A 378-nucleotide genomic window follows, 5' to 3' on the forward strand; every position below is an offset into this window, starting at 1 on the left:
GTCAGCAGCGGCTATACCGATTTGAATACCCAAAAGCTGTCCGAAAACCTGCTTATCAGCAACGTACTGCAACCTAAAAACAAACCGATTCCCCTCAAAATCGGCGGAACCGTACAAAACCCTTCCATTACCTTTGATTACAGCCGCTTGACCAATGGCATGAACACACCGGCAGAAAAACAAAAAGCCCTGCAAGAAACCATACAAGAACAATGGAAGTGGCTCAAACCGCGCTAGATTTTCAAATCGAAGGCCGTCTGAAACCCAAAAAGTTTCAGACGGCCTTTTATCAGATACATTGTCAAAATAAGATGTTTACTTAGGAATGACCATATAAATAATCAGTGCAACAATGATGGCAAACCATATAGTCAACAT

Annotated in this window: 1 pseudogene; it reads left to right on the plus strand. The window is 42.1% G+C overall.

Annotation, left to right across the window (positions count from 1 at the left end):
• A pseudogene (locus ACTHS3_RS17210) lies at positions 1 to 237 on the plus strand (AsmA family protein); the annotation flags it as partial.
• Positions 238 to 378: the final 141 nt, after the last annotated feature.

The sequence above is a fragment of the Neisseria sp. P0009.S007 genome, from assembly GCF_051962515.1.